23 protein-coding genes are annotated in these 24,645 nt (G+C 63.5%); 11 read left to right on the top strand and 12 right to left on the bottom strand.

Annotated elements, in window-relative coordinates; translation table 11 throughout:
* Nucleotides 1-173 precede the first annotated feature (173 nt).
* Entirely contained in the window at nucleotides 174-1,496 is a 1,323-nt protein-coding gene (locus ACFFP0_RS04720; RefSeq protein WP_377256978.1) for a GGDEF domain-containing response regulator, read from the bottom strand.
* Nucleotides 1,497-1,925: 429 nt separating this feature from the next.
* On the opposite strand from ACFFP0_RS04720, the gene ACFFP0_RS04715 reads away from it, so the two are divergent.
* From ACFFP0_RS04715 to map, 4 genes are all read left to right on the top strand, one after another.
* Complete coding sequence (locus ACFFP0_RS04715; protein WP_377256975.1) at nucleotides 1,926-3,398, top strand: PAS domain-containing HWE histidine kinase family protein; 1,473 nt, start codon at nucleotides 1,926-1,928, stop codon at nucleotides 3,396-3,398.
* A gap of 1 nt (nucleotide 3,399) precedes the next feature.
* Nucleotides 3,400-3,762, top strand: coding sequence for a response regulator (locus tag ACFFP0_RS04710; RefSeq protein WP_377256972.1), 363 nt, complete (start codon nucleotides 3,400-3,402; stop codon nucleotides 3,760-3,762).
* 129 nt (nucleotides 3,763-3,891) lie between these two features.
* Nucleotides 3,892-4,971 carry an LLM class flavin-dependent oxidoreductase gene (locus ACFFP0_RS04705; RefSeq protein WP_377256969.1) on the top strand — a complete coding sequence of 360 codons (1,080 nt, stop codon included), beginning with the start codon at nucleotides 3,892-3,894 and terminating at the stop codon, nucleotides 4,969-4,971.
* A 24-nt stretch (nucleotides 4,972-4,995) separates the two neighbouring features.
* Entirely contained in the window at nucleotides 4,996-5,751 is a 756-nt protein-coding gene (map, locus tag ACFFP0_RS04700; RefSeq protein ID WP_377256966.1) for a type I methionyl aminopeptidase, read from the top strand.
* Between the two features lie 51 nt (nucleotides 5,752-5,802).
* On the opposite strand, the gene ACFFP0_RS04695 is transcribed toward map, so the two are convergent.
* Nucleotides 5,803-6,018 (bottom strand): hypothetical protein, encoded by a 216-nt coding sequence (locus ACFFP0_RS04695; RefSeq protein ID WP_377256963.1) that lies wholly within the window; start codon nucleotides 6,016-6,018, stop codon nucleotides 5,803-5,805.
* Nucleotides 6,019-6,217: 199 nt separating this feature from the next.
* Here ACFFP0_RS04695 and ACFFP0_RS04690 point away from each other — a divergent pair, with 199 nt between their 5' ends.
* Complete coding sequence (locus tag ACFFP0_RS04690; protein WP_377257059.1) at nucleotides 6,218-7,405, top strand: YbfB/YjiJ family MFS transporter; 1,188 nt, start codon at nucleotides 6,218-6,220, stop codon at nucleotides 7,403-7,405.
* Nucleotides 7,406-7,535: 130 nt separating this feature from the next.
* Nucleotides 7,536-8,816: a peptide antibiotic transporter SbmA gene (gene sbmA / locus ACFFP0_RS04685; RefSeq protein WP_377256960.1), complete on the top strand. Its 1,281-nt coding sequence runs from the start codon at nucleotides 7,536-7,538 to the stop codon at nucleotides 8,814-8,816.
* Nucleotides 8,817-9,250: 434 nt separating this feature from the next.
* Here sbmA and ACFFP0_RS04680 read toward each other — a convergent pair whose 3' ends face one another.
* Nucleotides 9,251-10,237 carry a polysaccharide deacetylase family protein gene (locus ACFFP0_RS04680; RefSeq protein WP_377256957.1) on the bottom strand — a complete coding sequence of 329 codons (987 nt, stop codon included), beginning with the start codon at nucleotides 10,235-10,237 and terminating at the stop codon, nucleotides 9,251-9,253.
* 304 nt (nucleotides 10,238-10,541) lie between these two features.
* Between ACFFP0_RS04680 and ACFFP0_RS04675 the strand changes: the two genes are divergently transcribed.
* Both ACFFP0_RS04675 and der read left to right on the top strand, forming a co-directional pair.
* Nucleotides 10,542-11,216, top strand: coding sequence for a tetratricopeptide repeat protein (locus tag ACFFP0_RS04675; RefSeq protein ID WP_377256954.1), 675 nt, complete (start codon nucleotides 10,542-10,544; stop codon nucleotides 11,214-11,216).
* A 32-nt stretch (nucleotides 11,217-11,248) separates the two neighbouring features.
* Entirely contained in the window at nucleotides 11,249-12,685 is a 1,437-nt protein-coding gene (gene der / locus ACFFP0_RS04670; protein WP_377256951.1) for a ribosome biogenesis GTPase Der, read from the top strand.
* 246 nt (nucleotides 12,686-12,931) lie between these two features.
* Here der and ACFFP0_RS04665 read toward each other — a convergent pair whose 3' ends face one another.
* Both ACFFP0_RS04665 and ACFFP0_RS04660 read right to left on the bottom strand, forming a co-directional pair.
* Nucleotides 12,932-13,996 (bottom strand): glycosyltransferase family 4 protein, encoded by a 1,065-nt coding sequence (locus tag ACFFP0_RS04665; RefSeq protein ID WP_377256948.1) that lies wholly within the window; start codon nucleotides 13,994-13,996, stop codon nucleotides 12,932-12,934.
* 258 nt (nucleotides 13,997-14,254) lie between these two features.
* On the bottom strand, nucleotides 14,255-15,169 hold the full coding sequence (locus tag ACFFP0_RS04660) for a sugar kinase (RefSeq protein ID WP_377256945.1): 915 nt from the start codon (nucleotides 15,167-15,169) through the stop codon (nucleotides 14,255-14,257).
* 145 nt (nucleotides 15,170-15,314) lie between these two features.
* Here ACFFP0_RS04660 and bglA point away from each other — a divergent pair, with 145 nt between their 5' ends.
* Nucleotides 15,315-16,964 carry a beta-galactosidase BglA gene (bglA, locus tag ACFFP0_RS04655; RefSeq protein WP_377256942.1) on the top strand — a complete coding sequence of 550 codons (1,650 nt, stop codon included), beginning with the start codon at nucleotides 15,315-15,317 and terminating at the stop codon, nucleotides 16,962-16,964.
* A gap of 5 nt (nucleotides 16,965-16,969) precedes the next feature.
* Here the strand turns inward: bglA and ACFFP0_RS04650 are convergent, their stop codons facing one another.
* The 3 genes from ACFFP0_RS04650 to ade are packed head-to-tail and all read right to left on the bottom strand — an operon-like array spanning nucleotide 16,970 to nucleotide 19,175.
* The gene (locus tag ACFFP0_RS04650; protein WP_377256939.1) at nucleotides 16,970-17,224 is read right to left on the bottom strand and encodes a type II toxin-antitoxin system RelE family toxin; all 255 of its coding nucleotides are present in this window, start codon (nucleotides 17,222-17,224) and stop codon (nucleotides 16,970-16,972) included.
* Entirely contained in the window at nucleotides 17,221-17,421 is a 201-nt protein-coding gene (locus ACFFP0_RS04645) for a hypothetical protein (RefSeq protein WP_377256936.1), read from the bottom strand. The genes ACFFP0_RS04650 and ACFFP0_RS04645 overlap by 4 nt, the downstream gene beginning before the upstream one ends.
* 59 nt (nucleotides 17,422-17,480) lie before the next feature.
* Nucleotides 17,481-19,175: an adenine deaminase gene (gene ade / locus ACFFP0_RS04640; RefSeq protein ID WP_377256933.1), complete on the bottom strand. Its 1,695-nt coding sequence runs from the start codon at nucleotides 19,173-19,175 to the stop codon at nucleotides 17,481-17,483.
* Between the two features lie 175 nt (nucleotides 19,176-19,350).
* Between ade and ACFFP0_RS04635 the strand changes: the two genes are divergently transcribed.
* Nucleotides 19,351-20,646, top strand: coding sequence for a lamin tail domain-containing protein (locus ACFFP0_RS04635; protein WP_377256930.1), 1,296 nt, complete (start codon nucleotides 19,351-19,353; stop codon nucleotides 20,644-20,646).
* Between the two features lie 109 nt (nucleotides 20,647-20,755).
* On the opposite strand, the gene ACFFP0_RS04630 is transcribed toward ACFFP0_RS04635, so the two are convergent.
* Nucleotides 20,756-21,394, bottom strand: a complete 639-nt coding sequence (locus tag ACFFP0_RS04630) for a TetR/AcrR family transcriptional regulator C-terminal domain-containing protein (protein WP_377256927.1) — start codon at nucleotides 21,392-21,394, stop codon at nucleotides 20,756-20,758.
* 68 nt (nucleotides 21,395-21,462) lie between these two features.
* Between ACFFP0_RS04630 and ACFFP0_RS04625 the strand changes: the two genes are divergently transcribed.
* Entirely contained in the window at nucleotides 21,463-21,879 is a 417-nt protein-coding gene (locus tag ACFFP0_RS04625) for a hypothetical protein (protein WP_377256924.1), read from the top strand.
* A gap of 86 nt (nucleotides 21,880-21,965) precedes the next feature.
* On the opposite strand, the gene ACFFP0_RS04620 is transcribed toward ACFFP0_RS04625, so the two are convergent.
* The 3 genes from ACFFP0_RS04620 to ACFFP0_RS04610 form a co-directional block, all read right to left on the bottom strand.
* On the bottom strand, nucleotides 21,966-22,493 hold the full coding sequence (locus ACFFP0_RS04620) for a P-loop nucleotide/nucleoside kinase family protein (RefSeq protein WP_377256921.1): 528 nt from the start codon (nucleotides 22,491-22,493) through the stop codon (nucleotides 21,966-21,968).
* Between the two features lie 110 nt (nucleotides 22,494-22,603).
* Nucleotides 22,604-23,710, bottom strand: coding sequence for a branched-chain amino acid ABC transporter substrate-binding protein (locus ACFFP0_RS04615; RefSeq protein WP_377256918.1), 1,107 nt, complete (start codon nucleotides 23,708-23,710; stop codon nucleotides 22,604-22,606).
* A 310-nt stretch (nucleotides 23,711-24,020) separates the two neighbouring features.
* Nucleotides 24,021-24,461 carry a MarR family winged helix-turn-helix transcriptional regulator gene (locus ACFFP0_RS04610; protein ID WP_377256915.1) on the bottom strand — a complete coding sequence of 147 codons (441 nt, stop codon included), beginning with the start codon at nucleotides 24,459-24,461 and terminating at the stop codon, nucleotides 24,021-24,023.
* Nucleotides 24,462-24,645: the final 184 nt, after the last annotated feature.

Here is a 24,645-nt window from a genome sequence, read left to right as displayed (position 1 = left end):
CGGCACGGCCCCGCCGGCGCTGCGCATCATGGATGAAGCGTGGCGCCTTAACGGACCTCTGGCCTCGCCGGACCATATCTTCCGCCTGAAGGACTTCCCGGATCGATTCCGCTTTCGGCGGCAAGTCCTTGAATTCCCTGGATCGCCATGCGTCCGGTGTCGCGGCGCAAGGCTCAGTTGTCCTGCGGCAGCAGGGCTTCCTGCAGCGTCAGATTGGAGTAGACGCGGTTGCGGCCGTTCATCTTGGCCATGTAGAGAAGCTGATCGGCGGCGTTGAGCTGGTTGCCGAAGGTTTCGCCTTCCTCCATTTCGACGACGCCTATGGAAATCGTGATCGCGATGGTCTTGCCGTTCACGGGTATTGCCGTCTTCTCGACATGCAGGCGTATCCGCTCGCAGAGGGAATGGGCCTGGAATGCGTTGCAATCCTTGATGTAGATGGCGAATTCCTCGCCGCCGAGACGGGCGGGCAGGTGCCTTCCCTCGGCGGTCATCTCGATGAGGATGGCCGCGAGCGCCTGCAGCACATGGTCCCCGGCCTCGTGTCCATGGGTATCGTTGATCGACTTGAAATGATCGATGTCCAGGATCGCGACCGCATCGGTCGGCGGGGCGGGTTTCTGGGGCGGAAACCTCTCGAAAAAGTAGCGGCGATTGGCGAGGCCGGTCAGGTAGTCGCGTTCGGCCAGATAACGGAGCCGCTTGATCTGGGTGAGCGTCTCCACCGTGTTGTCGATGCGGCACTGCAGTTCTTCCGGGACGAAGGGCCGGTAGATGAAGTCGGATGCGCCCGCCTTGAGGAAGTTTGCCGAAAGCCGGCGGTCGGACGAGGATGACACGCCGATGATCCTGAGCTCGTCCGAAGGGCGCGTTTCCCGGATGCGCCGGGTCAGTTCATGGCCGTCCATGTCGGCCATGTGGTAATCGGTGATCACCAGCTCGACCGACGGCTCCTCGGCCAGGATATCCAGCGCCTGCCGGCCGGAATGCGCTTCCAGCACACGGAAGTTCTGCCTTTCCAGTATCTCCACGAGGCCCGAACGGGCGGTGCGGGCATCATCCACGACCAGCACGGAAAACTGACCATTGGCCAGGATGCGATTGACTGTTCCGATTACCGTATCCACCGTCCGGTCTCCGTTCTTCACGATGTAGTCGATGATCTTGCGCTCTGCGTATCGGGTGCTCATGTCCGGATCGAATGTCGCGGTGAAGACGATGGTGGGCACCTGGTGCCGGCCGAGCAGGCCGAGGACTTCGCCCTGCGGCGCATCAGGCAGGTTGAGGCCGGTCAGGGCGAGCGTGAACTTCTGCCGTTCAAGCTGCCTTTGCGCGTCTTCGAGGCTGGCGGAGTGAAAGACGCGGGCGCTCGTTTCGCGTTCCAGCCGATGTTGCAGAAGCGTCGAAAGCGCAACGGAATCCTCGATGAGGAGGATGTCGTTCAAAGGCTGCCGGTTCGGGACCGCCGAAGTTTGCCGTTCGCCGCCGTCGTTCATTTCAACTGCCTAAATTGCCATTAATATTGACAATATGCATAGACCGCAGGGTTTACCATTCCCTTAGAGAGACGACCTATATTTGTGGCCTAAATCTTGTATCGCGCTTAACGTTGTCAATATTGGCAGGAGAGCGGAATGAGGAAACGGGCGTTTTCGCGCTTCGATCCGGAACCTTCGCCAAGCGAGGCGGCTTGCAGCTCCCGCCGCCAGGCTTCGGCATCCGCTTTCCTCGTCCCTATCCGTCCCGGCCCCAACCGGTCCCGACGCGATTTTCGGCGGGTGTCCGTTCAAGCAGTGGATGACGTGCACACCGGCTGAAATTTTCTTGAGGGAATATGATGGTTTGGTGATATTCTTGCGTTGGACAATTGCAGGTAGTGGTCCTATCTGCTTCGGGCGTTTTTCCGGAATCATCTGGAGTTCTTCGTGATCACGCATCCGGCGGGAGAAATCGAACATCTGCCATTTCACGGCACCGGTGAAATGGGCAATCTCATCCGCGCGTTCGATTGGTCGGAGACGCCGCTCGGACCCATTTCGAAATGGCCCCAGAGCCTGAAGATCATGACGGGCATGCTGCTCCTGTCGCCCGTTCCCATCGTCCTCATCTGGGGCGGGGACGGCATCATGATCTACAATGACGCCTATTCCGTCTTTGCCGGCGACCGCCACCCGAAACTGCTGGGCTGCAAGGTGCGGGAGGGATGGGAAGAGGTCGCCGATTTCAACGACAACGTCATGAAGATCTGTCTGGCGGGAGGCGTGCTCTCCTACCAGAACCAGGAACTGACGCTCATCCGTCACGGCAGGCCGGAGCCGGTATGGATGAATCTCGACTATTCCCCGGTGCTCGACGAGAGCGGCGAGCCGGTGGGTGTGCTTGCGGTCGTGGTGGAGACCACGGAAAGCGTGTTGGCGCAGCGCAGGCTGCGGGAGAGCGAGGAGCGGTTCCGGGCGCTGACCACGGCGACGTCGGACGTCGTCTACCGGATGAGCCCGGACTGGAAGGAAATGCGCCAGCTCGACGGCCGCGGCTTCCTTCCCGACACCGAAAGCCCGAGCGTCGCCTGGCAGGAACTCTACCTCTTCCCGGAAGACATCGGGCATATCCAGGCAGTCATAGACGAGGCGGTCCGCACGAAGGGCGTCTTCCAGTACGAGCACCGCGTCCGGCGGGCGGACGGTTCGGTGGGCTGGACATTGTCGCGCGCGGTGCCGATCTTCGATCGCAGGGGCAGGATCGTCGAATGGTTCGGCGCGGCATCCGACGTTACCGAGCGCAAGCGCAACGAGGAGCATCTGAAGCTCGTGGTCCACGAGCTCAATCACCGCGTCAAGAACAACCTGGCCATGATCCAGGCGATCGCGACGCAGACGTTCCGGAACACGGCGGACCTGAAAGAGGCGCAGACCCGGTTTTCGGCGCGCATGGTCGCCCTCGCGCAGGCCAACGACCTGCTGACCGGCGAGCGGTGGGTTGGGGCGTCGTTGCGGGGGGCGATCGAGCAGTCGATACGCTCCCATTGCCCGGAGGAGCATCGCTGCGCGATCAAGGGCGAGGACGTCAAGCTTTCTCCCAAGACGGCGCTTGCCCTGACGCTGGCGATGCACGAGATGGCGACCAATGCGCTCAAATACGGCGCCTGGTCGAATTCGTCGGGCAAGGTATCGGTGTCGTGGTCGACCTATGCGGACAGGGAGGGGGCGAAACGGCTGCGGATCGAGTGGCGCGAGACGGCCGGGCCGCAGGTCGAGCCGCCGCTCCGGCGTGGCTTCGGGTCCGTCCTGATCGAGCGCGGCCTCGCGCGCGAGATCGGCGGCGAGGTGAAGATGGAATTCGTGCCGGGCGGTCTCGTCTGCACGATCGACGCACCCGAAAATGTCTATGCGGGGCAATGACATGTCGCTGCGAATCCTCGTGGTCGAAGACGAAATGACCATCGCGCTGCTGATGGAGGACATGCTCATGGAGCTCGGTCACCAGGTGGTCGATCTCGCCATGCGCCTGTCCCAGGCCGAGGAACTGGCGAAGAAGGCCGATTTCGACATGGCCATCCTGGACGTGAACCTGGATGGGCGAAAGTCGTTTCCGGTCGCCGACATCCTGACCGGCCGCGGCATTCCCTTCGCCTTCGCGACCGGCTACGGCATCACCGGCATAGAACCCGCCTATGGCGGGTCGCCCGTGATCACCAAGCCGTTCCTGATCGACGACCTGAAGGTCGCGATCGAAACGCTGTCGTCGCACAATCGGGCGGCCTGACGATCGGGCCGCCTGACGGTTTTTCCCCCAACCCATCCAATTCATCGAACAAAGGCTTCGAAAGAATAGCGTTTGTGCAAACCGTGCCCGATACCTATCTGACGGGTATCAACGAATGGATCTTTCACGATGGAACTCGGGCTTCATACCTTTGGCGACGTAGACGCCGCAGCGCTTGACAAAGGGGCGGAAGGCGCGCGCCGGGTCAGGAACCTTCTGGAGGAAATCGAGCTTGCCGACCAGGTGGGGCTCGACGTCTTCGGACTCGGCGAGCATCACCGTCCGGACTACGTCATCTCCTCGCCCTCGACGGTGCTCGCCGCCGCGGCCGGGCGCACGAAGAACATCCGCTTGACGAGCGCCGTCTCGGTGCTCTCCTCCGACGATCCCGTGCGCGTCTTCCAGCAGTTTGCGACCGTCGACCTCATCTCCGGCGGCCGGGCGGAGATCATGGCCGGGCGCGGCTCCTTCATCGAATCCTTCCCGCTTTTCGGTTACGATCTCGGCGATTACGACCAGCTTTTCGAGGAAAAGCTCGATCTGCTTCTGGCGATCCGCGATGGCGAGACCATCACCTGGGAGGGCCAGATGCGCCCGCCGATCCATGGCCGAGGCGTCTATCCCCGCCCGCTGCAGAACCCGCTGCCGGTCTGGATCGCCGTCGGCGGGACGCCGCAGTCGGTGGCCCGGGCAGGGGCCTACGGGCTGCCGCTGGCGGTCGCCATCATCGGCGGCGAATATCCGCGCTTCGCACCCTTCTTCAACCTCTACCGCGAGGCTGCGCGCCGGGCGGGCCACGATCCGGCGGCGCTGAAGACCAGCATCAACGTGCATGGTTTCATCGCCGACACGACGGAAGCGGCGGCCGACACCTTCTACGGCCCGCAGGCGGAGGTGATGAACCGCATCGGCCGCGAGCGTGGCTGGGGTCCGACCAGCCGGGCGCATTTCGACCAGGCCCGCGGGGCGCTCGGCAACCTCTTCGTCGGCGAGCCGGAACTGGTCGCGGAAAAGATCGTCGCCGCGCACAAGGTGTTCGGCATGGACCGTTTCCTGCTGCAGATGGCGATCGGCCCCATGCCGCACGACCGGATCATGCGCGGCATCGAGCTCTACGGCACGAAAGTCGCTCCCATGGTCAGAAAAGAACTGGGGGTCTTCAGAAAAGAATTGACGGGCCCGGTCGATGGCGCGAAACCGGCGGCCTGACGAAATGGGACGCAAGGCACGATCATGGTTATCTCCACCGAACACGAGCTGTCGAAGCTGAAGGAAATCGGCCGGCTTTGCGCGCAGGCGATGGAGGCGATGGCCAGGGCACTGGAGCCCGGCATCACGACCCGCGAGCTCGACGACATCGGCCGCAAGATCCTGGAGGATGCCGGCGCCCAGTCGGCTCCCGAAACCTGCTACCAGTTTCCGGCGGCGACCTGCATCAGCGTCAACGAGGAAGTGGCCCACGGCATTCCCGGAGACCGGGTGATCCAGGCGGGCGATCTCGTCAATATCGACGTTTCGGCCGTAAAAGACGGATTCTTCGGGGATACGGGCGCGTCCTATGCCGTGCCGCCGGTGACGCGCGAGATCGAAAAGCTCTGCCGCGACGGCCGCCGGGCGATGTGGACCGGATTGCAGCAGGTCAAGGCCGGCAGGCCGATCGCAGGCATCGGCAACGCGATCGGCGCGTTCGCGAAAAAGAACCGCTATACGCTGATCACCAATCTTTCGAGCCACGGCATCGGCCGCTCCCTGCACGAGGAGCCGAAGGAAGTGCCGACCTGGCCGGATTCCGGCGAGAAACGGGTCATGCAGGAGGGGCTGGTCTTCACCGTCGAGCCGTTCCTGTCGCTCGGCGCGAACTGGGCCGAGGACGGAGGCAACGGAGATGTCTGGACGCTTTACAGCGATCCGCAGGCGCCGACGGTGCAGTACGAGCATACGGTGGTGGCGACGCGCAACGGCCCGGTCATCCTCACGCTGGCGGCATAAAGCGGTCTGGCGGATCGCAGATATCCGACGGCATCCTGCGAAGAGCGAAAATCAGCTCAGCCTGCTCCTCTGCCCGGCAATTTCCGCCTGGCGATAGAAGGTATCCACGCGTTCCTTGTCGAGATGCGAAAGAAGCTGGCGCGTATGGACGCGGGCGGCGCTTTCCAGGAACTGGGCGAAGGCGGCGTAACCGATGTGATCTGCCCTGCGCAGCTGCGCGATCAGGGGATCGGCAAGCACTTCCGATACGGTCAGGTCGCTTTCCATCTTCCATCCTCCGCCGTGCCTACATGACGACCGGCGAAGAGTGATCCTCATTCGTGACGGCAACAAGACGAAAGTCGTATTGCGCCGCATCAAATCGTCGCGGCACCTGCGTGATTGCGATTTGTCCATCAGCGGCATTGATCGCTGCGATGACAATTCCTCATTTGCCGCGGCCCGATGGGGCTGCCATAACCGGCGCATGCTCCAGGTCAACACCGGCTATTCCAGCCGTCCCCTGCTGGTCGGTTTCGCCGGCGCCGTCGCCATGGCGGCCGCCATGGGGTTCGGGCGTTTCGTCTACACCCCGATCCTGCCGGGCATGATGAGCGGCATCCCGCTTTCGGCGGCCGATGCGGGCCTCATCGCGGCCGGCAATTTCGCCGGTTATCTCGCAGGCGCCATCCTGTCGGCCTATGGCTGGGCCGCGGGGCGCGAGCGGCGGGTGGTGCTTGCCGGCCTGCTCGCGACCGCGATCCTGCTGGCCGGCATGGCCGCGACGACCTCCGTTCCCGCTTTCATCGCCATCCGTTTCCTCGCGGGTGCGGCGAGCGCGCTTGCCATGATCTTCGCTTCGTCGATCGTGCTGCCCTATGCCGTCGGACGCGACAATGTGAACGTGCTGCATTTCGGCGGGGTGGGAGCGGGGATCGCGCTTTCCTCGGCGCTGGTGTTTGCCGTCAACACGATGGCGGGCGCCAGTTCGTCCGGCTGGGCCGATAGCTGGCGGCTGAACTGGATCGCGGGGGCGGCGGTCGTGTTCGTCGTGCTGGCCATCGCCGCCTTGCTGCTGCCGCGGCCGACCTTCGGCAAGAGCGCCGTCGTGGAGCCTCCGCTGGAATGGCGCATGCCGCTCGTGCTGCTGACCGCGTCCTACGGGCTCTTCGGTTTCGGTTATGTGATCACCGCGACCTTTCTCGTCGCCATCGCGCGGATGGGGGACGCCGGACCGGTCGTCGAATTCCTGGCCTGGTTCGTGACGGGAACGGCGGCGGCCGTCTCGCTCGTCCTCTGGCGGCCGGTCGTCAGGAGGTTCGGGCTCGGCAAGGCCTATGCCGCCGCGCTCGGGCTGCAGGCGGTCGGCGTGCTCGGCTCGGTCGCGCTGCCGCCCACCGCAGGCGCGCTTGGCGGCGGATTGCTGCTCGGCGCGACCTTCATGGTCGTCACGGCCTACGGGCTGCAGATCGCCAGGGCGCTTTCGCCGGAAAGCCCGCGCCGGGCGCTCGCCGTCATGACGGCGGCATTCGGCGCCGGCCAGATCATCGGCCCGCTGGCGGGGGGCTGGGTGGCGGAACGCAGCGGCAGTTTCGTGGCCCCGACGCTGCTTGCCGCGGCAGTTCTTGTCGCCTGCATGCTGCTCGCCCTGCCGGTCGCCCGCCGGCCCGCTTGAAAAATCCCATGGTTACAATCGTGTAACGATGACGTGCGGCCATTGCCGCATTCTTGGAACTGCCTTAGTTTCGCGCTCTACAGTCGTTCCCGACCTTCAGAGCTCTCGAACTCAGGAAAGCCCAAGCTCCGTGTTCCATTCCTTCTTTCCCCGGCCGAAACTGTTCTTCATCTCTGCTGCTATCTGGACGGTCATATGTATCGCCGTCTGGTATACAGTCGGGCCGCAGATCGGGGCGGCCATCGGGCTTCCGCCGCTTGCACCCGGAGAGCAGGCGCCCGTCGGCCTTGCCTTCTTCTTCACGCCGGACAATCTCTGGTTCTATCTCTACTTCACGATCTTCGTACTGATTTTCGGTATCGCGTGGAAGCTGGCCGAAAGGGACCATCCCTGGGCCAACTGGTCGATCTGGGGTTCGGCTTTCATCATCTTCATCGCCTATTTCGCGGTGCAGGTGTCGGTGGCCCTCAACAACTGGCGGGGGCCGTTCTTCGACCTGCTGCAGGCCGCCCTTGCGAAGCAGCCGGGCATCACCGCCGGGCAGTTCTACGACTACCAGCTCCGCTTCCTCGAGATCGGCATGGTGGGTGTCGCGATGAACGTCATCACGGCATTCTTCACCAACCACTACGTCTTCCGTTGGCGCACGGCGATGAACGATTATTACATGTCGAAATGGGACAAGCTGCGGCACATCGAAGGGGCCTCGCAGCGTGTGCAGGAAGACACGATGCGCTTCGCCAACATCCTGGAAGGGCTGGGCGTCACCCTCATCAATTCGGTCATGACGCTGGTCGTGTTCCTGCCGCTGCTTTTCCGTATGTCGGAGCATGTGGGCGATCTGCCGCTCATCGGCGCGATCCCGCATGCCCTGTTCTGGCTGGCGATCGCCTGGTCCCTGTTCGGGACGGCGCTGCTGGCGCTTGCCGGCATCAAGCTGCCCGGGCTGAATTTCCGCAACCAGCGAGTGGAGGCCGCGTATCGCAAGGAACTCGTCTATGGCGAGGACCATGAGGACCGCGCCAGCCCGGTTACGGTCCGCGAGCTTTTCACCAACGTACGGCGCAATTATTTCCGCATGTACTGGCACTACACGTATTTCAACATCGCACGGTATACCTATGGGCAGATCGATGCGATCTTCCTGAACTTCATCCTGATCCCGACTTTCGTGGCAGGGCGGATCACCATGGGCATCTGGCAGCAGATCGCCACCGCCTTCGGCGAGGTCAGCAACTCTTTCCAGTATCTGGTCAACTACTGGTCGACGATCATCGAACTGCTGTCGATCCACAAACGCCTCGTCGCCTTCGAAGCGGCCATCGATGACCAGCCGCTTCCGGAGATCGACCGGCACTATCTGGAGAGGGAAGCGAAAGGCGGCGAGCTTGCGGCCGACCGGCCGTACTGATCCTCTTTGAAGAGCAGCACTTTTGGCCGCGCCGGATGTCACTCCGGCGCGGTTTTGCGTTGAATGCGCATCGTGCATCCCGAAATCGATGCCGATTTTCGGGCCGATGCCTTGGGAAGGGGGCAGGCGGGCATTTCAATGGTATTGGGGTATTCAGGCTTTCCGCCTGCCCCGGCCGCCTAGAGCTGTTTCGGAAGGTATAGTCAGGCCTTCCTTGCGTTCCATCGGCCATCACCGGAAACCGGGCCTTTCGAGCCAGATGAGGAGGCCGGTTCTAGAACCCGGTTTCCCATCCGATGACGGCCACGATTATGGGCGAGATCCGCAAAGCGGGGACGAGACGGGGAAAGAAAGCGCTCAAGTGGTTGGGAAGCGGAGCGAGAATCTTTTGGAACAGGTGAATTCATCCCCGCCCCGCCGCCAGGCCGGGTAGATTACAGCCCCGACGTTTCTTTCGGCTTCTCCCGCTCCTTCAGCATTTGGATGGCTTGCGAATAGCTGACGCAGGCGACGTCCTCCTTTCCGCAGACTTCCGTCACCAGCCGCTCCATGGCCCGCCAGTAGGCGCCGCCATTCATCTCGACGAAATGCAGGCCGATCTGGAGCGGGATGCGGCCGCCCTGGTATTGCCGGTCGAAGGCGGACCTGAACGCGGCATAGGCGCGCTCCTCGAATTCCGCCGAACCGCTCGGATTGTCGAAGCCGCCGGAATGGCGGACGAAAAGGTTGTAGTCCATGGCGATGATCGGCCGGTTCGACGGGCCTTCCGGAATGAGCGGCAGGCCGAAGCGGATGAGCCCGTCCTTCTCCTCCGGCATCGCCGGCCCCTTGGTGACGAGGCTCGCGTCGTACCGGAAGCCGGCCTTCTTCTCGGCTTCGGTCATGCCGGGGCTCGTGGAGAAATAGGGCGCGCGGAAACCGCGGATGTCGTTTGCGACGAAATCCTTCCAGCCCGCCGGTTGCTCCGACGCGGCGTCCAGCGTCTTCCAGGCGTTGGTCAGCACATCGTGAAAGGTCGTGAACTCGGCGATCCAGTCGTCCGCCGTCCAGTCCTTGCCATCGAAATGGCCGCAGGTGTGGCTCGATATGTCATGGCCTTCGAGATGCGCCTGCCAGACATGCCCCAGCCTCGCGCGCGCTTCCTCAGCAGTCTGGGCGAAACCGATATTGGATCGCCCGGCCTTCTGGCGCGGTCCCTGGTAACTCTTCGCGTTGGCCCGCTCGATCACCAGCGTGCAGGACAGGAAATAGGTGAAATGCGCGCCGGCGCGTCGTGCGAGATCGCGGCTGCGCTGCCAGAGCGCGTTGGCGCCGGCCCCGTCGAAGGAGATCATCACCAGCTGCTTCGGCCTTTCCGCCGCATGGGTGGCCAGAGGGCTCAGGGAAAGACAGAGGGCGAAGGGAACAACGGAAAAACGCATCAACGGAACCTGATTCACGCGAAGGAAGGCCGCTTCATGACGGCGGAATGAGGCGAAGCTTTGAACGGGCCGGGCAAAACCCGGTCGGGTAACCGGAAGCCGTTGACAAGCTCCCCCGGTTTATCGCCGATGTGCATCTTTTGAAGGATGTCTTTCGGTGCCTCACCTTTTTTGCGCTTCGAGGCGATTTCGCAAAACCGGTGGCCACTTTTGCGTGACGCGTTCAAAGGACCTTACATATCAGGGAAAATAGGCTAGAAGGCGCTTTCTTCTTGAGATTGAGGCCGCATGGCCGGAGACTTTGATGGCGCAGCACGACGACGACAGTTTTATCCGCGAGGTGAACGAGGAACTTCGCTCCGATCAGGTGAAGTATGCGTGGAAACGCTTCCGGCCGGCGGTGATTGCGATCGTGGTGCTGATCGTCGGCGGCGCCATCGCCAAGGAAAGCTACGAGTGGTGGGATACGCGCAGCTCCTCGCAATCCGGCGACAAGTTCCTGGCGGCGTTGCAGCTTGCCTCGCAGGACAAGCCGGACGATGCGCTTGCCGCTTTCGAGGCCTTGGAGAAGGACGGCACCGGCTCCTATCCGGTGCTCGCCAGGATGCGCGCCGCTTCCCTGCAGCAGGCGAAAGGTGACATGGCGGGCGCCATCGCCTCCTTCTCGGCCGTGGGCAAGGATGGCCATGCGCCGCAGGCCATGCGCGATCTTGCGAAGATGCGCGCCGCATGGCTTTTGATCGACACCGGCACCTATGAGCAGGTCGCGGCGGAAGTGCAGGCCGTCGCCAATCCCGGCAATCCGCTTGCAAGTTCCGCCCGCGAGGCGCTGGGCCTTGCCGCCTACAAGGTCGGCGACATGAAGAAGGCCAAGGAATGGTTCCAGCAGATCGCCAACGATGCGTCTGCGCCCCGCAACATCGCCAACCGCGCCCAGATCATGCTCGACAACATCGCCGCCTCCGGCAAGGCGTCCTGACGCCCTGCCGATCCGGATCTTAAGGAAACCAAATGAGCTTCACCGTCGCCATCGTCGGACGCCCGAATGTCGGCAAGTCCACGCTTTTCAACCGTCTGGTCGGAAAGAAGCTGGCGCTCGTCGACGACACGCCGGGCGTGACGCGCGACCGCCGGCCGGGCGACGCGAAGCTCGTGGACCTGAAATTCCGCATCATCGATACCGCCGGCCTCGAAGAGGCGGGTCCCGATACGCTTGAAGGCCGCATGCGGGCGCAGACGGAAGCGGCGATCGACGACGCCGATCTGACGCTTTTCGTGGTCGATGCCAAGTCCGGCCTAACCCCGCTCGACAAGACTTTCGGGGAACTCCTGCGCCGCAGCGGCAAGCCGGTGGTGCTGGTCGCCAACAAGTCGGAGGCACGCGGCTCCGACGCCGGCTTTTACGACGCCTTCACGTTGGGGCTCGGCGAGCCGGTGCCGATCTCCGCCGAACACGGCGAGGGCATGCTGGATCTGCGCGATGCGATCGTCGAGGCGATCGGCGAGGAGAGGGCCTTTCCGGAGCCGGATGAGGAAGCGGAGACGGATATCGACGTGCCGGCCCCCGCCGCCAGCGCCGGGGGCGAGGCGGAAGAGGAAGAGGTCGAGCCGGCCTATGACGAGACGAAGCCGCTCAGGGTCGCGATCGTCGGCCGCCCGAATGCCGGCAAGTCGACGCTGATCAACCGCTTCCTCGGCGAAGACAGGCTGCTGACCGGGCCGGAAGCCGGCATCACGCGCGATTCCATCTCGGTCGAATGGGACTGGCGCGGCCGCACCATCAAGATGTTCGACACGGCGGGCATGCGCCGCAAGGCGAAGGTGCAGGAGAAGCTGGAAAAGCTTTCCGTCGCCGACGCGCTGCGCGCCATCCGGTTTGCCGAAACCGTCGTCATCGTCTTCGACGCAACGATCCCGTTCGAGAAGCAGGACCTGCAGATCGTCGACCTCGTGCTGCGCGAGGGCCGTGCGGCGGTGCTCGCCTTCAACAAGTGGGATCTCGTCGAGGAGCCGCAGGCGGTGCTTGCGGACCTTCGCGAAAAGACCGAGCGGCTGTTGCCGCAGGCGCGCGGCATCCGCGCCGTTCCGATCTCCGGCCAGACGGGCTACGGGCTCGACAAGCTGATGCAGAACATCATCGATACCGACCGGGTGTGGAACAAGCGCGTCTCGACCGCCAGGCTCAACCGCTGGCTCGACGGCGTTCAGGTGCAGCATCCGCCACCGGCCGTTTCCGGCCGTCGCGTCAAGCTCAAGTACATGACGCAGGTGAAGACCCGCCCGCCGGCCTTCATGGTATCCTGCACGAGGCCCGAGGCATTGCCGGAAAGCTATGTGCGTTACCTGGTGAACGGGCTGCGCAACGACTTCCAGATGCCGGGCGTGCCGATCCGCGTGCATTTCAAGGCCGGCGATAACCCGTTCGAGGGACGGAAGAAAAAGCGGTAGGGCGCGGACCCCCTGTCAATCGCTGCAGTGGGCCGATCGCCGCCGCGGGGGTTGCATTTCTCCTCTCCCCGTGTTCGAGTGCGACATTAGCGCGCGGTCGGGAGTAGCCGCGCGCGGGAGGAGAAATTCATGATCATCGCCGGCCTTATGGCATCCGTCTGTCTTGCAATCGGCAGCATCGCGTTTTTCGTGTGGCGCGACCGCCGGGCGGGATGATTGCCGGATGATCTCAGGCCCCGGATGATCTCAGGCCGTTGATGGTCTGGCGCCGGTCGGGGGGCCTTTGAGCCGCGGCCTGCGGCCCTGAGCGATCATGACGTTGTTCAAGAACTGTTTCGAGGCGGCTTCCCAGGTGAAGTTGCGGGCAAGCTTGCGCGCATTCTCGCGGGAGCATTTCAGCGCCGCAAGGCAGGCCTCGCGCAGGTCCTCGCTGAGCGCCCCGGCGCCCGAGCCTTCCTCGATGATGTCGATCGGACCGGTGACCGGGTAGGCCGCGACCGGCACGCCGCTCGCCAGCGCCTCCAGGATCGTGTTGCCGAACGTATCGGTCTTCGACGGGAAGACGAAGACATCGGCTTGCGCATAGGCATGGGCAAGGTCCTCGCCGGTCTTCATGCCGGTGAAAAGCACGTTCGGGTAACGTTTCTGGAGATCGGCACGGGCGGGGCCGTCGCCGACCACGACCTTGGAGCCCGGCAGGTCGAGGTCGAGGAAGGCCGGCAGGTTCTTTTCCACGGCAATGCGGCCGACGGTCATGAAGATCGGGCGCGGCAGGTCGAACGGGCGTTCGTCGAGCGCCATCGGGTGGAAGACGGTCTGGTCTATGCCGCGGCTCCAGCGAAGCAGGTTCTTGATGCCGAGCCTCGACAGTTCCCGCTCCAGGCTGGCGGTCGCCACCATGCAGCCGTTGCCGGCGTTGTGGAACCAGCGCACGAAAGCATGCAGCCAGCGCAGCGGGATCGGGAACCGCGCCGCCACATATTCGGGAAAGCGGGTGTGATAGCTGGTCGAGAAGGGCACCCGGTTCTTGAGGCACCAGCGGCGGGCGAGCAGCCCGAGCGGTCCTTCGGTGGCGATGTGGACGGCGGTCGGCTGCGAGGCTTCGATCGCGCCGGCAACCTGGCCGTAGGTGGCAACCGAGAGACGGATTTCCGGATAGGTGGGACAGGGGACGTTGGTGAAGTCCTGGGGCGTGACCATCACGACGTCGACACCCATCCGGGCAAGTTCCCGGTTGGTGTTCTCGATGGAACGAACGACGCCGTTCACCTGAGGATACCAGGCATCCGTCACGATGGTGATTCTGGTCATGAAAGGCCCAGCCCGGTTGCCGGTCCGTGCGCGACTCGGCCGCCACGGAGCGTTTTCGGCCCTCTATCGTAAAGGATTGTTACAGGAGGATGAAGGACCTTGCCGGGGCCGGTTGAACGGCATGCCGTCCGGCGGGATCTCTACGGCTCGGCCGGTGCCAACAAGGTCAGGGAAGGGCCTGGTTCTTCGCCTGTGCTTCAGGCGTTCGTCGTCGCAACCGGTTACCGGATCGGCGCCGCGACGCTCCTGAACCGTTCCTCATCCCGGCAGAAGGGCGGGGCTGATGAGGGCTCCGTGGTGGCCGATGACGACGGCGGCGACGGCGGCGCCATAGGCTGCGGCTTCCTGCGGCGCGGCGCCGCGAACCAGCCGGGAGAGGAAGGCGCCATTGAAACTGTCGCCGGCGCTCGTCGTATCGACAAGCCGCGCCGTCCGGACGGCCGGGACATGAACCGGCTCGCCGCCTCCGAAGCTCAATGTCGCACCGTCCTCGCCGTTCTTCACGACGACGTTCTCGACGCCGAGGGCATGGTAGCGGGCGATCGTGCCGGCGACCGTCGCATCGCCGAAATGGGTGGCCTCGTCATCGAAGCTCGGCAGCACGAGATTGGCGGCGCGGGCGCCGGCCTCGATCGTGCCGAGCATATAGTCCCTGTCCGGCCACAGGCGCGGGCGGATGTTCGGATCGAAGGCGACCGTCCCGCCGGCCGCTTTCGCGCGGCGCAGTTCGGAAAGCAGCGTTTCGACCGCTTCCGGCGCGAGGATGCCGAGCGTGATGCCGGAGAAATAGACGATGTCGGCCGTTTCGATCGCGTCTCTCAGGTGGCCCGCGTCGTTGGCGAGCTTTTTCGCGGCAGCCGTGTCGCGCCAGTAGCTGAAGGTGCGCTCGCCGTTCTTCAACGTGATGAGGTAGAGACCGGGCGTGCTTTTCTCGATGCGGCGGATGAAGCCGGTGCCGATGCCGGCCTCCTTCATGAAGGTCAGCATTTCGGACGAAAGCGGATCGTCGCCGAGCGCGGTGAAATAATCGACCGACCATTCGGCCGGCAGGCATGCGCGCGCGTACCAGGCGGTGTTGAACGTGTCGCCGGCGAAACCCTTGCGCAGCAGGCCCTCGCCCGCCTGCGACAGTTCCACCATGCATTCCCCGATCGAAAGAAGCCGTCCGCCCATTTTGCGTCCTCCGCTATTTTGACCAAGTCGCATAGGCCGAAGTGGCGATGGTGGCAAGAGCGGAGCGGACGCTTGCTTTTGCGTTGTCTTTTGCAGCCTTCACACTAGGTTGGCTGGAACAAAGGAAGGGAAGGAGAGTCGAGGCATGGCGACGGAAGCGGCAAGGACAGTCGACGCAAACTGGTGGCGCGGCGCGGTGATCTACCAGATCTATCCGCGCTCCTTCCAGGATACGACCGGCGACGGGCTGGGCGACATCAAGGGGATTACCGCCCGGCTTGCATATGTCGCCTCGCTCGGCGTCGATGCGATCTGGCTGTCGCCCTTCTTCACCTCGCCCATGGCCGACATGGGCTACGACGTCTCCGACTATTGCAATGTGGACCCGATGTTCGGGACGCTCGCCGATTTCGACGAGATGATGGCCGAGGCCCACCGGCTCGGGCTGAAGGTGATCATCGACCAGGTGATCTCCCACACGTCCGACCGGCATCCGTGGTTCGTGGAAAGCCGCTCCAGCCGCACCAATCCGAAGGCCGACTGGTATGTCTGGGCCGATCCGAAGCCGGACGGCACGGCGCCGAACAACTGGCTTTCCATCTTCGGCGGGCCGGGCTGGGAATGGGACGGCGTGCGCAAGCAATATTACATGCACAACTTCCTGATCGCCCAGCCGGATCTCAACTTCCACAATCCGGAGGTCCAGCAGGCCGTGCTGGACACGGTCAGGTTCTGGCTGGACCGGGGCATCGACGGTTTCCGCCTCGACACCGTGAACTACTATTTCCACGACAAGGAACTCAGGAACAACCCGCCGATGGTGTACGACACGGAGGGGGCAGGCATGGAGACGGACACCAATCCTTATTCCATGCAGAACCATCTCTACGACAAGAGCCAGCCGGAGAATATCGAGTTCCTGAAGCGGCTGAGGACGCTGCTCGACGGCTATGGCGGGCGGACGACCGTGGGCGAGGTGGGCGACGGGCCACGCTCGCTGACGACGCTGGCGATCTACACGAGCGGCAACGACAAGCTGCACATGTGCTACACGTTCGACCTGCTCGGCCCCGCGTTCCACGCCGCCTATATCCGCAAGGTGATGACCACCGTGCAGGACACGGTCACCAACGGCTGGGTCTGCTGGGCCTTTTCCAACCACGACGTGGTGCGGCACGTCACGCGCTTCATCGACGACCCGCAGGAGCAGGATCGCGTCGCGAAGCTGTCGATCACGCTGATCGCCGTGCTGCGCGGCTCGATCTGCCTCTATCAGGGCGAGGAACTGGGACTGACGGAAGCGGAGCTCGCCTTCGAGGACCTGCGCGATCCCTACGGCATCCGCTTCTGGCCGGCGTTCAAGGGGCGCGACGGATGCCGCACGCCGATGGTGTGGGAGGCGAAGGCTCCGCACGCGGGGTTCACGGAGGGGGCGAAGACCTGGCTGCCGGTGCCGCGCGAACATGCCGCCCGCGCCGTCGACGCGCAGGAGGCCTTGGCGGATTCCGTGCTCAACCACTACCGGGCGACGCTTGCCTTCCGCAAGGCGCATCCGCCGCTGATCGACGGTGACATGACCTTCCTCGATACGAACCAGGACCTGCTTGCGTTCGTGCGGGAGAAGGGCGGTGAAAAGCTGCTTTTCGTCTTCAACCTGACCCGCGAGGCGCAGGATTTCACCCTGCCGAAACGGCTTGGCGACGTATTGCCGGTATCCCTGCCGGGTTTCGTCTCGCGTCTCGACAGGGGCGTGGTGAAACTCGACGCTCTGGATGCGTTCTGCGCGAGGGTGTGAACGACTTAGCCGATCAGTTTGTCATAATCGGCATGCGAGCCGATCCAGAACCAGACGAAGTCCTCCCCATCCTGAATGGCCAGCGCCCGCCAGGATTTTCCGACGCGTGCCGACCAGAACCGGCCGATGCGTTTGAAATGGAGGGAAGGATGTTTCGGGTCTTGTTTGATCAGTTCGAAATTCTCGTCTGCCAGTTTCTGAATCTGTCGGGGAAGGCGGTTATATGCTTCCCAGAATGACGTCGCCGCATGATGTTTCAAAGCGGTCGCGTCTTTCCAGCACGGAATTCGGCCAGAGCCTTGTCGGCGAGCGCATCGAGCTTGCCGGCCGCATCCTTGCTTTCGATCTGCCGGTCCCAGCGTTCTGCTTGGAATTCCTCGAACCATGCCGAGAATGCTTCGAGTTCCTTCGCATTGAGTTCGGATACGGATTTTTCGATCTGCTCAAGTTTTGTCATCGGATGCGCCTCTTTCAGGGAGAGGATATTCGTCCTCACGGCATTTTGCAAAACTACGTTCAGATCAACGCAAACCGATCCACGTCCACCATGCCCCGGTCGGAAATCTTCAGGTGGGGGATGACCGGCAGGGGCAGGAAGGCGACCTGGAGGAAGGGTTCTTCGAGTTGCGTTCCTAGCGCATAGGCGGCTTTCCTCAGGTGGTGCAGCGTGTCGCGCACCGTCTCATAGGGCTCGAGGCTCATGAGGCCCGCGACGGGCAGGGCGATCTCGCCGGTCACCCGTCCGTCCTCCACCACCACGAAGCCGCCGTGGATTTCGCCCAGGCGGTTGGCGGCGCGCGCCATGTCGTCCTCGTCGACGCCGACGACGCAGATATTGTGGCTGTCATGCCCGACGGTCGAGGCGATCGCGCCTTTCCTCAGCCCGAAGCCCTGCACGAACCCGTTGGCATGGTTGCCGTTCTTTCCATGCCGTTCGATGACGGCGACCTTGATGATGTCGCGGTCGAGATCGACGCTTGCCTTGTTGCCGGAGGAGGGAAGACGGTAGCGGCGATGTTCGGTGATGATCTTGCCGGGCATCACGCCGATGACCGGCGTTTCGGCCTCCGTGGCCGGCACCACGAAATGGGCCGCCTCCACCCTCCTTGCCTTGACGCTGTCGAGGCCCACGGGCGCGACCGGCCCGCGGGTGGCGAACAGCTCGTCGGAGACGCGGCGGCCGGCGGAAAAGACGATCTGCGCCTTGCAGTTTTCGAGGCTGTCGATGACGGCGAGATCGGCCCGCCAGCCGGGAGCCACGAGGCCGCGGTCGCGAAGCCCGAAGGCGCGCGCGGCCGAGATCGATGCGGCCCGGTAGACGGCAAGCGGCTCGACGCCATGGGCGATCGCGGTGCGGATCATGTAGTCGAGATGGCCCTGTTCGGCGATGTCGAGCGGGTTGCGGTCGTCGGTGCAGAGCGCGAGATAGGGCGACAGCCGCTCGGTGATGATCGGCATCAGGGCCTGCAGGTCCTTGGAAACGGAGCCTTCGCGCACAAGGATATGCATGCCCTTGCGGATCTTCTCGAGCGCCTCCGCGGCGGTGGTGCATTCGTGCTCGGTGCGGATGCCGGCCGAAAGATAGCCGTTCAGGTCGTTGCCGCGCAGCAGCGGCGCGTGGCCGTCGATATGGTCGCCATAAAAGGCGTCGAGCTTGGCGAGGCAGACCGGGTCCTTGTGGATGACGCCCGGGAAATTCATGAATTCCGCAAGTCCGATGACCTTGGGATGGTCGCGGAAGGGGAGCAGCTTCTCGATGGGCAGTTCGGCGCCCGCCGTTTCCAGATGCGTCGCCGGCACGCAGGAGGAGAGCTGGACGCGGATGTCCATGATGGTTTCGAGGGCGGAATCCAGGAAGAACCTGATGCCTTCCGCGCCGACGACATTGGCGATCTCGTGCGGATCGCAGATCGCTGTCGTGACGCCGTAGGGAAGCACGCAGCGGTCGAATTCATGCGGCGTCACCAGCGAGCTCTCGATGTGGAGGTGCGTGTCGATGAAGCCCGGCACGACGATCTTTCCCGAGATGTCGATTTCGGTCCTGCCCCCGTAGGCACCGCAGGTGCCGACGATCCGGTCCCCGCAGATGGCGATGTCGGAGGCCACGAGTTCGCCGGTGACGAGGTCGAAGAAGGTCCCGCCCTTCAGCACGATATCGGCAGGCTCGCGCCCGGTGCCTTGGTCGATCAGCATTTCTAGTCTGGCGGTCATGGCTGTCTCCGATTCCATCCGGTCCATTCTAGCCGGGTAAGGCGGACAGGGAAATGAAGCGATCCGGGGTTCCGAAGACGGTCCGGGCGGACATTCCAGTTCTGGTTGATCTGTCAAACAGGCGTTACAGCCATGGGGTAATCAATCGTCATCTTGTGTGCAGCGGGAGGGATCAATGGACATCTATCAGCAGATATGGGACGCCGATCAGGCCGCCAATGGCGTGCAGCCCATCCTTTCAGGCCAGCAGGGCGACGAGGCGAGGGGATATGTCTCGGTGGCGAACACGGTTGGCGCCGAGGAGGAGACCCGCGTTCTCGACAAGGTGGTCATCCCCGATGCAAAGCGCCTGACCTACGACCGCGTGCTGAAGCTTTTCGACAATTATGCCCTCGACGAGCAGGAGCAGGAGGTCGAGACGCCGCAGGAGCGCCAGGAAGTCCACGATCTTCTTGCCGCGGTCATCGACACGCCGCCCATGCAGGTGGCGCGGGAATATGTCGCCAATGCCAGCGGCACGGTGATCTCCCGCGACCGCTGGTACGGGGTTCTGCTGGAGCACTGGTTCCGCACCTTTTCCCAGGGCGGCGATCCGGCGCTCACCGGTTTCGAACATGTCTTCGTCGGCGAGCAGGAAGGGCCGAAGGTTCAGGGCTATCACTTCTGGTACAAGTACTACCTGGATGACGGGCTCGCCACGACCTACGATCGCGATAATTTCCCGGGTTTTGCGGACGACCGCATCGCCTATGTGCGAGGGCTCTACGAGAATGGACAGGAGAATTTTCCGGAGTCGGTGACGATCTCCTACAAATGGCATGCGCCGGACTATTCCCGATGGTCGGCCGGCGACGACCCGAAAGAGATCGTCCGGCCGCTGACCAAGCCGGTGGGCGGCTTCTTCGTCGGCTGCAGCGTCGAAGGGCTGATGGCCATCGGATCGGTGCGGGCGCATCTCGGCGCCCGCGCGCCGAAGGAGGCGGTCATCAACGGCGCGCGCTACGATTTGAAGGTTTTCCGCAGCGCCAACGACCAGCATATCCGGACCTTCTATCCCGTCTTTCTCGGCCCTGCGGGGCGCGGCGGCGCGGAAGGCCCCGTGGTGATCCCCCGGCAGCCGGAGCAGCCGCAGGAACCGGCGGTCCAGAGCCCGATCCGCATCCTTGCCGCCCTGGTCAATCCGGAGGGAACCGACGAGGACAAGGAAACCGTCACCCTCATCAATACCGGCGCCGCGCCGCAGTCCCTAGAGGGCTGGTTCCTCGTCGACAAGACGAAGCGTCGCTTCGCCGTCAACGACGTCACGCTTGCTCCGGGCGTCGCCACGACGATCCTGCTTCCCCGCAACTCGATCCAGCTTTCCAACAAGGGCGGCGAAATCCGGCTCGTCAACCGCGACGGCCATACCGCGCATGTGGTTACCTATTCGAAGGCGCAGGCGAGCGATCAGGGCCGGACGATCGTCTTCTGACGATGGTTGCGGTCTGGGATTGCGGTCTGGCCGGTCGACGGCGATCCGGAAGCGGCTCGAAGGGAGCGACCGGTGGATCAGGCGATCCGAGGACGGTACCGGGCCGTCCTCAGGAACCGCGCCTGCCTTCGTAAAACAGCCCCCTCAGAATGAGCCCGACGCCAAAGACGAAGCGCGCATTCTGGTCGCTTTCCAGCAGGTCGGGAAGGGCGGCGGCCAGGTGAGGGTAGTCCTCGGGCGAAAACGCCTTGAACTTCTCGGCAAGCGGGTGCGTGCCGCCTGTGCTGCGCGACTGTTCGACGAGCGCCTGTTCCTCGATGACGAAGCCCAGCACGAAATAGAAAAGCGAGGCGATCGCGCACGTCGCGATCCTGGTGTCGAACCCGGCGCGTGAGAGCGCCGCAAGCGCAATCTCCGCCACCTGCAGCACGTTCGGGCGGGCCACGAACGTGCCCGCGAAAACGCGTGCGCCATCCCGTCTCGACAGAAGTGCGAGGCGTATCTCGGTGGCGATCTCCACCATCACCTCCCGGCAGTCGTCCGAAACGACGATCCTTTCCGGAATGCCGGCCACCAAGGCTTCGGCCATCTCGTCCAGCAGCGCCTGCTTGCCGGGGAAGTGCCAGTAGAGGGCCGGGGCCTGCACGTCGAGTGCATCGGCGAGCTTGCGCATCGTCAGGCCCTCGATACCCGTCCTGTCCAGCAGGTCCAGGGCCGCGTCGACAATACGTTGTCGGTCCAGGTTCATGGCGAATCCTCCTTGTGAGGGCAATTTAACGATGTTAAGTAACTTAACAATGTTAAATTGGAGGCCTCATGCGACTTGATGCAGACAGTTTCCCGATCGTCTGGATGCGGGATCACGATCATGGCGACGAACACAACGATGCGGCCGAGCGCGCATTGCTGCTCCAGTTGTTTTCGCGCGGGGAACGCTTCGTCCTGATCGCGGAGAGGGCGCCGCGGCCGTCCGATCTGGCTGAAAGCACGCCGGAAGACCGCAAAGAACGCGCCAGGATGCTCAAGGCCTACAAGAGCGAGATGGTGCGCCTCTGCGCCGGCATGATCCTGATCGGCCGGGCGTCCGGACTGGCGCTGCCGATCCGGAGGGCGATCGAGGGTTTTTCATCGGCCATGGGGATCAGGTTCCTGTTCGCCGACGACGGGGCGGCGGCTCTCAAGCTCGCCAAGGAGCTTCTGGGGTCGGGAGAAACGGGCGCTTCGCCAAGATGAGCGGTTCCGGGCCGTCTCCATCCGTGGAGGCGGAGACCCGGGCCCTTGTCGAAGGCGCGGCTGCGATGACGGTCCTGCCGTTATCGTCAGGGCATTCCCGGCGTCGCCGCTTCCTGCAATGCGTGCAGGACCATTTCGACGCTCTGCGCGATCGACGATCCGGCTGTATCGATCTGCAGATGAGGCCGGTCCCAGGGCTCGTAGTCGCGGGCTTCCACCTCTTCCCAGGTGGGAGGCCTGAAACCTTCGATATCCGGGTGTCGCTCCTCGACCCGGCGGCGGTGTTCCAGCCTGTCCGAGCAGACGATTTCCACTTCGAGGCATGTCGCGCCTGCCTGAGCGGCAATCTCCCGGAAGGCATCGCGCGTTATCTTCAGCGGATTGACCGAATCCGCCACGACCGAACCGCCGATGCGAAGATTGTCCGCCGCCACCCGGTAGGCGATCATGTAGCCAGCCGGCCCGACATCCGGGGCGGAGCCCGGAATGCCCGAGGCGCGAATGGCCTGCTCGATCGTGTCGATGCGCAGGTAACACGCCTGCAGACGGCCGGCCACCTGGCGCGAGATGGTGGTCTTGCCTGTTCCCGGCAGGCCGCCAAATATCACAAGCATGCAGCCCTCATCCGGTTTCCGGCGACGATTTCCGGTTCGAACGGATCTTTCGCTTCCCGCTCCGGGAACTTCGAAAAAAGATGGGCGCCCGAGGCGCCCATCCTTCGATATCACTCGGCAGCGACGATCTTGCCGTCTTCCCACTTGAAGAGCGAGAAGCTCTGCGAGGTAAGGTCGCCGGTCTCGCCATAGGTGAGCTTGCCGATGGCGGTGGGGATCGGCTCGCCGGACTTGAGGGCGGTGGCGACGGCCGCCGCGTCTTCGGCGCTCTTCGCCTTTTCGATGCCGGCCTTGATGACTTCGACAGCGGCATAGGCGTTCAGCGTGAAGGCTTCGGCTGGAATGTTGCGTGCGGCCAGCGCTTCTGCCGCCGCCTTGGAATCCGGGCTCTTGGTGGCGTCGGAGGCGTTGGTGAAGATCGTGCCGGCCGCCGCCTTGGTGCCGATGTTCCAGAACTCGCTGTTCGACAGGCCGTCGCCGCCGATGATCGTCGCCTTGATGCCGAGATCGGCGAGCTGGCGGGCAAGCAGGCCGCCTTCGGGGTGATAGCCGCCGAAATAGATGAGATCGACATTCTGCGACTTCAGGCGCGTGGTGAGCGCGCTGAAATCCTTGTCGCCCGGGGTGACCGCGTCATCGAGGACTTCCTTCACGCCGCCGGCGTTGAGGGTCGCCTTGAAGGCGTCCGCCAGGCCTTTGCCATAGGCGCCCTTGTCGTTGATGATGGCGATCTTCTTGTCCTTGAAATTCGCCACGACGTATTTGGCGGCAACTTCCGCCTGCTGGTCGTCGCGGCCGCAGGTGCGCAGCACGTTGGTGAGGCCGCGCTTGGTCAGTTCCGGCGTGGTGGCGGTGGGCGTGACCATCAGCACGCCGTTTTCGGCAAGCACGTCCGAAGCGGGCATGGCGACGCCGGAGGTCACCGGGCCGACCACGAAGCGGATGCCTTCGCCGACGAGCTGGTTTGCCGCGGATACGCCCTGCTTGGGCTCGCCGGCGTCGTCGGTTGCCTTCAGGACAACCTTCTCGCCGAGAATGCCGCCCTTCTTGTTGATCTCGGCGACTGCGGTCTCGGCGCCGTTCTTGACCTGGTCTCCATAGGCTGCGACCGGGCCGGTGAGGGGGGCGATGAGGCCGATGACGATATCGGCATGGGCGAGCGGAGCAAAGGTGAGGGAAGCGAGGGCGGTTGCCCCCAGAAACGTCTTGAGGTTCATCTCGGTTCTCCTTGGGTGGAGCCCTGAAGGCTCGCGGTCACGCCGCATCCCTGCCTTTCGTCCCCCGATAAGCTCCCGGTCGATCATGCCGGGCATATCGCGCCAATGACGGAAGGCGATGCGGTCGATGCCGCGCCGAGCCATGTTTGGCTTTCGGCGGCGGCCATCCAATCTCTAGGAATTCGCCCGGGATTCCGCAAGAAGATAACAAAACCGGGATGCCTTTTGTCGCTTTTCACAAAAACCGGGCTGCAAACCGCTCAAACGGGCGTGGATTCCGCAAATCCCGGGAATGTGCCGGATGGCAGTCTCACGCACTGCGTTCCAGGGCGTCGAGGAACGACTGAACCTGCCGGTTGAAGGCCTGGAATTCCTGAGGCGTCATGCCGGAACGCTGCATGAGGGTGTCTCCGAGGCACTTGCTCCGCTCGATCAGGACGCGGCCCGCATCGGTCAACCGGACATGCACCTGCCGCTCGTCCTCCTTGCTGCGCCGGCGCTCCACAAGGCCGGCCTGCTCGAGCCGCTTGACGGGAGGCGTGATCGTGCTCGATTCGAGCGAAAGCCGGTCGGCGATCGCGCCGATCGTGATCCCGTCGTTTTCGGCAAGCGTGCTGAGCACCAGATATTGCGGGTAGGTGATGCCCATGGCATCGAGCATCGGCTTGTACGTCCGGTTGATGGCTATGTTGGCCGCGTAGAGCGAAAAGCAAAGCTGATCATCCAGCGGGTAGGCGACATGTTCGGTCATGGTTGTCTCACGCGATCCCGTTCGGTTTCCGATATCACAAAAAATAGTATCGCGATAAATATTTTTGTAGACAGGTGCGGAAAACGTCGCTAGCTTATGTATATCGCGATAAATTATATTGAGATATGGAAATCGCGATACACCGAAAGGTGCGGTTCACCAAGGCGACACGCTGCGGCATTAT

It is taken from the genome of Neorhizobium puerariae (genome assembly GCF_042429745.1).
GTDB classification, from domain to species: Bacteria; Pseudomonadota; Alphaproteobacteria; order Rhizobiales; family Rhizobiaceae; genus Neorhizobium; species Neorhizobium puerariae.
This window is presented reverse-complemented; position numbering and strand designations above follow the sequence as displayed.